Annotated in this window: 8 protein-coding genes; 5 read left to right on the top strand and 3 right to left on the bottom strand. The window is 69.0% G+C overall.

The features are described 5' to 3' along the window. Positions 1–163 (top strand): MucR family transcriptional regulator (locus tag AC3XYG_RS15175; RefSeq protein WP_489140677.1); only part of this gene is annotated, 163 nt, incomplete at its 5' end. Positions 164–216: 53 nt separating this feature from the next. Here AC3XYG_RS15175 and AC3XYG_RS15170 read toward each other — a convergent pair. Together AC3XYG_RS15170 and AC3XYG_RS15165 are read right to left on the bottom strand one after the other, a co-directional pair. Further along, positions 217–768, bottom strand: a complete 552-nt coding sequence (locus AC3XYG_RS15170; protein WP_489140676.1) for an OsmC family protein — start codon at positions 766–768, stop codon at positions 217–219. Between the two features lie 33 nt (positions 769–801). Beyond that, positions 802–2385, bottom strand: a complete 1584-nt coding sequence (locus tag AC3XYG_RS15165; protein WP_489140675.1) for an ABC transporter substrate-binding protein — start codon at positions 2383–2385, stop codon at positions 802–804. 159 nt (positions 2386–2544) lie between these two features. Between AC3XYG_RS15165 and AC3XYG_RS15160 the strand changes: the two genes are divergently transcribed. The 4 genes from AC3XYG_RS15160 (at position 2545) to AC3XYG_RS15145 (ending at position 6824) form a co-directional block, all read left to right on the top strand. Beyond that, complete coding sequence (locus tag AC3XYG_RS15160; RefSeq protein WP_489140674.1) at positions 2545–3588, top strand: LLM class flavin-dependent oxidoreductase; 1044 nt, start codon at positions 2545–2547, stop codon at positions 3586–3588. A gap of 139 nt (positions 3589–3727) precedes the next feature. Further along, a complete protein-coding gene (locus AC3XYG_RS15155; RefSeq protein WP_489140673.1) occupies positions 3728–5080 on the top strand; it encodes an LLM class flavin-dependent oxidoreductase in 1353 nt (450 codons plus the stop codon). Further along, on the top strand, positions 5077–5658 hold the full coding sequence (locus AC3XYG_RS15150) for a GNAT family N-acetyltransferase (RefSeq protein WP_489140672.1): 582 nt from the start codon (positions 5077–5079) through the stop codon (positions 5656–5658). Before AC3XYG_RS15155 ends, AC3XYG_RS15150 begins: the two co-directional genes overlap by 4 nt. After that, on the top strand, positions 5655–6824 hold the full coding sequence (locus tag AC3XYG_RS15145) for a M20 aminoacylase family protein (protein WP_489140671.1): 1170 nt from the start codon (positions 5655–5657) through the stop codon (positions 6822–6824). Before AC3XYG_RS15150 ends, AC3XYG_RS15145 begins: the two co-directional genes overlap by 4 nt. A 114-nt stretch (positions 6825–6938) precedes the next feature. Here the strand turns inward: AC3XYG_RS15145 and AC3XYG_RS15140 are convergent. Beyond that, a partial coding sequence (locus tag AC3XYG_RS15140) for a GNAT family N-acetyltransferase (protein ID WP_489140670.1) occupies positions 6939–7444 on the bottom strand: 506 nt, incomplete at its 5' end.

Genomic DNA, 7444 nt, shown 5'->3' with positions numbered 1-7444 from the left:
CCTGTCGGCCGACTATCCGATGGTCGCGCCGAACTACGCCAGCCAGCGCAGCGCCCTGGCGAAGACCATCGGCCTCGGCACCCGCCGCGGCGCGATGCCGATTCCGGCGCCGCAGCCCGAGCCCGCCCCGAAGGCCCGTCGCGGCCGCAAGGCGGCTGTCTGACCGACCGATCGCCGGGACTCGCCGACGGGTGTCGGTTGAGTCCCGGCGTGCCATTACTCTGCCGCCAGCCCGGCGGCCTGGGCCTGGGTCAGCCGGATCTCGCCGGCAATGGCCTGCGGCTTGCGCAGCAGGTTCAGGATCGGGCAGTTGCGCTCGACTGCCTGCTGCAGCGCCTCGATCTCGGCCGGCGCGGCGGGCGAAGCGATGACCGCGGCATAGCGGATGTCGTGCGGATAGATCGGAACATCCTCGAAGCCGGGCGACCCGGCGCGCGGATCGATCGTCCCGGTGATCTCCAGATCAAGTGAGTCGAGCGGCACGCCCAGGGCGGCGGCCTGGATCAGGAAGGTGTGCGTCAGGCAGCTGCCGAGCACGCCGAGCTGCAGCTCGGGTGAGCTGGGGCCGAGGTCGTACCCGGCGAAATCCGCTTCGCTGTCGCTGATCACCTGGAAATCGCGGATACGGATGCGGCGGATGCCGCTGCGGCCCTCGGCCCGCACCTGCGCCGTCAGGGTCTTCGGGCCGGAGTCGCCGGCCGCGATGCGGGCCTTGCGGGCGATGATCGCCTCGCGCTTCTGGCCGAGATAGTCGTTCAGCGTGCTCATCTTCGAATTCCCGTGGAGTGGGGCGGCGGCCGGTCAGTCGGCCTTGGCGACGGCGGCATAGGTGGTCTTCGGCTGCAGCACCAAGCCGTCGACCGTGCTGCGATGGGCGGCGACCAGGGTCTGCTGGAACAGCAGGACAAAGGGACCTTCGGCCTGGACCTCGCGCTGCAGGTCGCCGTACAGCACGGCCCGCTTGCCGGCATCGGGCTCGCGCAGCGCCTCGGTCACGGTCTGGTTCCAGCCGGCATCTTCCCAGCGGTTGCGCCAGGCCAGTGTCTTCGGCGCGTTGGCGTCATTGACGTCCTTGTCGAAGGCGAAGGCATCGGCGTTGCTGTGCGGGTCGCGGTAATCCGGGCCCCAGGTGCCGATGTAGATGTCATGCGTGCGGGCCCGGTACTTGGTGATGGTCTGCTTGCCGTCGCCGGGCAGGATCTCCAGCTTGATCCCGGCCTGGGCGAAGCTGGCCTGCAGCGCCTGGGCAATGTCGGCAAAGGGGGCGACGTTGCGCACGTCGATGGTGACGCTGAAGCCGTCGGCCAGCCCGGCCCGGGCCAGCAGGGTCTTGGCCCGTTCGACGTCCAGATGGTACGGCGCGTCGTCGATGGCGCCGAGATAGCCGGTCGGCAGGAAGCTCTGGCGCACGGTGTAGGTGCCGCTCAGCAGGCTGCTCTCGATGCCCGCGTAATCGACCAGCCATTTCAGCGCCTCGCGCACCTCGGGCTTGGCGAGGTTCGGGTTGGTCTGGTTCAGGCCGAGATACAGCAGCAGGTCGCCGTTCTCGCTCTGCAGCGCCACGCCGGGCGTATCCTTCAGGGCCAGGATCTGGTCGCGTGTCAGGTCGCGGGCGTAGTCGACATCGCCCTTCTCCAGCAGCAGGCGCTGGCTGGCCGGCTCCGGCACATGCAGGAACACCAGATGCGGCGTCTTCGGGCCGCCGTCGCGGGCATGCGGATTGGCGTCCAGCACCACCCGCTCATTCGGCACCCAGCGCTGCAGGACATAGGGTCCGGTGCCGGCGCTGTGGCCCTTCAGCCAGGCATTGCCCAGGTCGCCGCCGGCATCATGGGCCTGGACCTCCTTGGCATCGACGATCGAGGCCACGGTCGCGGTCAGGGCGTTCAGGAAGAAGGTCGGCGCCACTTGGTGATCGATTTTGATCTCCAGCGTGCGGTCGTCGGCCGCGTGGATCCGGTCCGCCGCGTTGTCCGGGGTGAAGCCGAACTGGGTCAGGATGAAGGCCGGCGACTTGTTCAGCCGCACCGACCGCTGCAGCGACCAGGCGGCGTCCTGCGCCGTCACCGGATGGCCGCTGGCGAAGGCGATGCCGGGCTTCAGCGTGAGGCGATAGGACAGCCCGTCATCGCTGATCGACCAGCTTTCGGCCAGGTCGCCGACGATGGTCGGGTCGGCGGCGCTGCGATACCCCACCAGCTGGTCGTAGAGATTGCCGGTGACCTCGCCGGTTCCAGGCTCGAAGGCCTCGGCCGGGTCGAGCGAGATGAACTGGTCGATCTGCTTGGCCACCACGATGGTGTCGCGCGGCGTGCCGGCATGGGCGGCGCCGAGGCCGGGCAGGATCAGCAGGGCGCCGAGCAGCGGCGCCGCGAAACGTCTCATGGGGCTCTCCGCGAGATCGTGTGGGATTTAACGGTATAATTTGTATAAATAATATTCTATTGACAGTAGAATGTGTATTTCATGAGATAACAACATAAATCTTTGAGCTATGGCCGATCGGCCATAGGCTTGCCCCGCACGTCATCCCGGATGAACGGCATGAGTTATGTCCTGAGCCTGCTCGACAAGAGCCCGATCGATGGCGGCGAAGGCGCCACCGAGGCGCTGGCGCGCACCGTCGCCCTGGCGCAGCGGGCGGAGCGCTGGGGCTTCCACCGCTTCTGGGTGGCCGAGCACCACCACACGGCGCAGCTGGCGAGTTCATCGCCCGAGGTGCTGATCGCCTATCTCTTGGCCCACACCAAGACGATCCGCGTCGGCTCCGGCGGCGTCATGCTGCAGCATTACAGCCCCTACAAGGTGGCCGAGAACTTCAACCTGCTGGCGGCGCTGGCGCCGGGGCGGGTCGATCTCGGCGTCGGCAAGGCGCCGGGCGGGCTGCCGCTGTCGACCCGGGCGCTGCAGGCCGCGATCGACCCGGCCCGCAAGCTCGGCTTCGCCGAACAGCTGGCCCAGCTCGAGGCCTTCCTCGACGACACCATCGCCGATGCCGACCCGCTGGCGGGCGTCAGCGCCACGCCCAGGCCCGCCGTCCCGGCCCAGCGCTTCCTGCTCGGCGCCAGCGTCGAGAGCGCGCAGGTGGCGGCGGCCGAGGGCTGGGCCTTCGTCCATGCCAGCCACATCAATGGCGATCCCGCCCTGCTCGAACAGGTGTTCGCGGCGTATCGCGCCGTCAGCGGCGGCAAGCCGCCGCTCCTGGCCGTCGGCATCATCGTGGCCGAGACCGAGGCTCGGGCCGAACGGCTGGCCGCCGGGCTGCAGCACTTCAAGGTGCATGTCGACAATGGCCAGAGCGTGAATGTCGGCAGCATCGCCCAGGCCGAGGAATATGTCCGCCAAGCCGGTGCCAAGCAGTACCGGATCGAGGAAAAGCCCTCGAGCGTGATCCACGGCACGGCGGAGCGGGTGCAGGCCGAGCTGGACCGGCTGCACCGCCAGCACGGCGTCCGCGAATTCATCGTCGACACCCCGATCGCCACCGCCGCCGAACGCCTGCTCTCGATCGAACTCCTCGCCCAAGCGCACTTCAACGCCGTCGCGGCCGAAGAGGCCATCCGGAAACACGCCGGCGCGGCCGCCTGATGGCGGTTTCTCCGCTTCCGGTGCTCACGGACCCAAACGTCCGCTGCGCGCCGGTTCTCGAAGCCACCACCAGCCGACTCACGCCAACGCGTTTCCGAACGGCCTCTGACCCCATTCCCGTGTCCAAGGACATCGTCGCATGAGCAAGTCTCAGATCACCTTCGGCGTCATGCTGCAGGGTCCCGGCGGCCACATGAATGCGTGGAAGCATCCCAGCGTGCCGGCCGATGCCAGCGTCAATTTCGGCTTCCTGCTCGACAACGCCCGCAAGGCGGAGGCGGCGGGCATCGCCTTCGCCTTCATCGCCGACGGGCTGTACATCAACGAGAAGTCGATCCCGCATTTCCTGAACCGGTTCGAACCGATCTCGATCCTGTCGGCGCTGGCGGCCGTGACCACGAAGATCGGCCTGGTCGGCACGCTGTCGACCTCCTACAGCGACCCGTTCACGGTCGCCCGGCAGTTCGCCACCATCGATGCCATCAGCGGCGGCCGCGCCGGCTGGAACGCCGTGACCTCGCCGCTGGAAGGCTCCGGCCGGAACTACAGCCGCGAGCATCCGGAACACGGGCTGCGCTACGAGATCGCCGAGGAATACCTGGAGGTGGTCAAGGGCCTGTGGGACAGCTGGGATGACGACGCCTTCATCCGCGACCGTGCCAGCGGGCGCTTCGTCGACTTCACCAAGATGCGGCGGCTGGATCACAAGGGCCGGTTCTTCTCGGTCGAAGGGCCGCTGAACATCAGCCGCTCGCCCCAGGGCCAGCCCGTGCTGTTCCAGGCCGGCGCCTCCGATGACGGCATCCGGCTGGCCGGGCACCATGCCGACGCCGTCTTCACCAATGGCGGCCCGATCGAGGACGCCAAGCTGTTCTACCGCCAGGTGAAGGACAGCGCGGTGGCGCATGGCCGCCGGCCGGAACATGTCCGGATCTTCCCGGGCATCGGCCCGATCGTCGGCCGCACGCTGGCCGAGGCGGAGGAGAAGTACCGCGCCATCCGCGACCTGCTGTCGGTGGACGAGGCGCTGCTGTATCTCGGCCGCTTCTTCGACCATCACGACTTCAGCGCCTACCCGCTGGACGGGCCGTTCCCGGATCTCGGCGACATCGGCAAGAACAGCTTCCGCGCCACCACCGACACGATCAAGCGCACCGCACGCGAGCGCAACCTGACCCTGCGCGAAGTGGCGTTGGAGACGGCGACCCGGCGGTCGCTGATCGGCACGCCGGAGTCGGTGTCGGATGAGCTGGTCCGCTGGGTGGAGGAGGGGGCGGCCGACGGCTTCATCCTCGGCTTCCCGGTGCTGGGCGAAGGGCTGGACGATTTCACCCGCCACGTGCTGCCGGTGCTGCAGGCGCGGGGCCATTACGACCCGGTGCTGCACGGCACGACGCTGCGCGAGAATCTCGGCCTGCCCTATCGCGAAAGCCGCTATGCCGGGGAACCGGCGCGCGAACCGGCCGTGGCCGGGCAGGGCGGTCGCCGATGACCGACGCCATCCGCATCGCCGGTCCGGAGGACGCGCCGGCGCTGCTCGACCTGCTGAACGCGGCCTATCAGCCGCTGCGGGAGATGGGCATCCGCTTCACCGCGGTGACCGCCGATCTCGACCTCGTCAGGCGCATCATCCGGCGCCACACCACCTTCCTGCTGGAACGGGACGGGGCGCTGATCGGCACGGTGTCGGTGCGCTTTCCCTGGCCGATGGGCGAGGGGCACCTCGCCACCTATCCCTTCATCCATTGGTTCGCGGTGGCACCGCAGCTGAAGCGCCAGGGCATCGGCGCCGCGCTGCTGGCCCATGTCGAGTCCGATTTCCTGCGCGACCGGATCAAGGCGCCGGCGGTCTACCTCGCCACCGCTACGCGCCATCCCTGGCTGGCTGGCATCTATGAGCGCCGGGGCTATGAGGCGTTCCACCGCCAGCCCAGCAGCCGGGGCGAGGAGATGGTGCTGCTGCGCAAGGTCCTGCTGCCGGAAATCTACGACGATCTCGAGATCGGCGAGCTGGCGACCACCGCAGGGCCGGTGCCCGAGGCGATGTTGGCCGAGGTGCGGGCAGGATGAGCGCCGGGGCCGATATCGCCGCGGGCGTCGAGGCCCATCGCGAGGAGATGGTGGCGCTGCGCCGCGACCTGCACCGCCACCCGGAGCTGGCCTATCGCGAAAACCGCACCGGCGACCTGGTGGCGCAATCGCTGTCCGCCTGGGGCTATGAGGTCAGCCGCGGCCTGGGCGGCACCGGCGTGGTCGGGACGCTGGCGCTGGGCAATGGCCCGCGCCGCATCGGCATCCGCGCCGACATGGACGCGCTGCCGATCGTCGAGGCCACCGGCCTGCCCTATGCCAGCGGCACATCGGGGGTGATGCATGCCTGCGGCCATGACGGCCACACCGCCAGCCTGCTGGCGGCGGCCCGGGTGCTGGCCGAACGGCGCGACTTCGACGGCACGCTGCACCTGATCTTCCAGCCGGCGGAAGAGGGTGGCGCCGGCGCCCGGCGGATGATCAAGGACGGGCTGTTCGAACGCTTCCCCTGCGATGCCGTGTTCGGGCTGCACAACTGGCCCGGCGTGCCGACCGGCCAGTTCGGCTTCATCACCGGCCCGGCCATGGCCGCGGCCGACCGGGTGACCATCCGCGTGGTCGGCCGCGGCGGCCATGGCGCCGCGCCGCACCAGACCATCGATCCGGTGGTGGCCTCGGCCTCGCTGGTCATGGCGCTGCAGAGCGTGGTGTCGCGCAACGTCAACCCGCTCGACGCCGTGGTGATCACGGTCGGCACCATCCATGGCGGCACTGCCGCCAATGTGATCCCCGACAGCGTCGAGCTGAGTCTCACCGTCCGCACCTTCAAGCCGGAGGTGCGCGAGCAGGTCGAGGCGCGGATCACCGCCCTGGCCCGGGCCCAGGCCGAAAGCTACGGCGCGGTGGCGGAGATCGACTACCAGCGCGGCTATCCCGTGCTGGTGAACCATGCCGACGAGACCGACTTCGCCCGCCAGGTGGCGGCGGAGCAGTTCGGCGCGGCATGGATCCAGGCCGACTTCCCGCCGATCACCGCCAGCGAGGATTTCGCCTATATGCTGCAGGCGCAGCCGGGCAGCTATCTGTTCCTGGGCAATGGCGACAGCGCCGCCCTGCACAGCCCGTCCTATAACTTCAACGACGAGATCCTGCCCGTCGCCGCCCGCTACTGGGTGGCATTGGCGGAACGGTATCTGGCGGCGTAGCGACATCCAACACCGTCATTGCGAGCGCAGCGAAGCAATCCATCGGGCAGCCCGAACCGGCGCCATGGATTGCTTCGTCGGCTTCGCCTCCTCGCAATGACGGTGAGGGCAGGATCACGCCGTCTTCCGCGCCGCCGGCGCCAAAGCGCTGATGTCCTTCTCGAAGGGCAGCGTGCCGTGGATTTCCGGGTCGACCGTGGTGTCGAACAGGGCGGTGTAGCCGGAGCGGAGATAGAGGCCCGCGGCCTCCGGCTGGCGGAATCCGGTGGTCAGGTAGATCCGGGTGTATCCCTGCCGCGCGGCCTGGGCCTCCACCTCGTCCAGCACCCGGCGCGCCAGGCCCTGGCGGCGGAGGTCGACATGGGTCCAGACCCGCTTCATCTCGGCCGTGGTGGCGTCGTAGCGCTTGAAGGCGCCGCCGGCGATGGCGACGCCGTCGCGCAGCAGCAGCAGGAAATTGCCGTCCGGCGGGGCGAACAGCTCGGCGGGATAGCGGTTCATCTCCCTGGTTCCGTCCCCCGCGCCCCAATAGTCGCCGTAGCGCGTCTCGTATTCATGGGTCAGGGCCTGGACCAGCGGCTGCGCCTGCGGGTCGAGGGGCGTGGTGTAGAGGAAGCTGT

The sequence above is a fragment of the Inquilinus sp. genome, from assembly GCF_057815775.1.
This window is presented reverse-complemented; position numbering and strand designations above follow the sequence as displayed.